Source organism: Sphingomonas sp. Leaf339 (genome assembly GCF_001426195.1).
Taxonomy (GTDB): Bacteria; Pseudomonadota; Alphaproteobacteria; order Sphingomonadales; family Sphingomonadaceae; genus Sphingomonas.
Genome location: NZ_LMRS01000041.1, coordinates 1 through 391, shown reverse-complemented (window position 1 = coordinate 391; position 391 = coordinate 1). Strand labels below are relative to the sequence as shown.

Below are 391 nucleotides of genomic sequence, written 5' to 3'. Positions count from 1 at the left end.
ATCCTTTAGTAACAATTAAAACTATTGGGCATCAGTGATATTGATCTTATGAATATACAGATTTTGCTAATATTGAATTTGATTCATATATAATTCCTTCTAATGAAATTGAAGACTACCACTTTCGACTATTAGATGTTGATAACCGAATTGCTGTTCCCTATAATTCTCAAATTCGAATAATTGTTACTGCTGCAGATGTTCTTCATTCATGAACAATCCCATCTATTGGTGTTAAAATTGACGCCACACCAGGACGATTAAATCAAATTAGATTTATACTAAACCGAACTGGTATTTTCTTTGGACAATGCTCAGAAATTTGTGGGGCTAATCATAGATTTATACCTATTGTAATAGAAAGAATCTCTCCTGAATATTTTATTAGATG

General features: G+C 30.7%; 1 pseudogene. It reads left to right on the top strand.

The window, feature by feature from the left end:
* Window positions 1–56 precede the first annotated feature (56 nt).
* Window positions 57–391 (top strand): annotated as a pseudogene (locus ASG67_RS19885) (cytochrome c oxidase subunit II); the annotation flags it as partial.